We start from the raw sequence: 390 nt of genomic DNA on the forward strand, positions 1-390 counted from the left end.
CCCGATGATGACGGTCTTTGAGCCCGATCCAGCGCTTTGACAGGAGCGGTCTTTCTCAAACGCACATCTGGAGGGCTGGCTCGGGGAATTGGTGCTGCCCTGCGCGCATGGAGCCAGGCTTCAACCTCGGCCAAATCCCACACGACGCAACGGGGGGTAAGAGCGAAACGTCGCGGAAATTGCCCGCGCTGCTCCATTTCATAGATTGTGCTGTCAGCCAGAGGGACGATTTCACGTAGCTCCTTACGGCGGATCGTCCGCTTTATTGTAGCCTCCCTGGGATCAGTCATGGCGGCCTACCTTTCCTCGTGTCGCAGAACGATTGCTGCCGATAGCTGGCGAGGATGGAAAGGGCGAAAGTCGATAAGCGTATGTTGGGCGGTGTTTTCG

At 57.9% G+C, this 390-nt stretch carries 1 protein-coding gene; it reads right to left on the reverse strand.

Annotated elements, in window-relative coordinates; genetic code table 11:
• The coding region (locus EOA32_RS38115) for an AlpA family phage regulatory protein (protein ID WP_128374357.1) at window positions 1-290 on the reverse strand (290 nt) is incomplete at its 3' end.
• Window positions 291-390: the final 100 nt, after the last annotated feature.

The organism is Mesorhizobium sp. M1A.F.Ca.ET.072.01.1.1, assembly GCF_004023325.1.
Classification (GTDB): domain Bacteria; phylum Pseudomonadota; class Alphaproteobacteria; order Rhizobiales; family Rhizobiaceae; genus Mesorhizobium.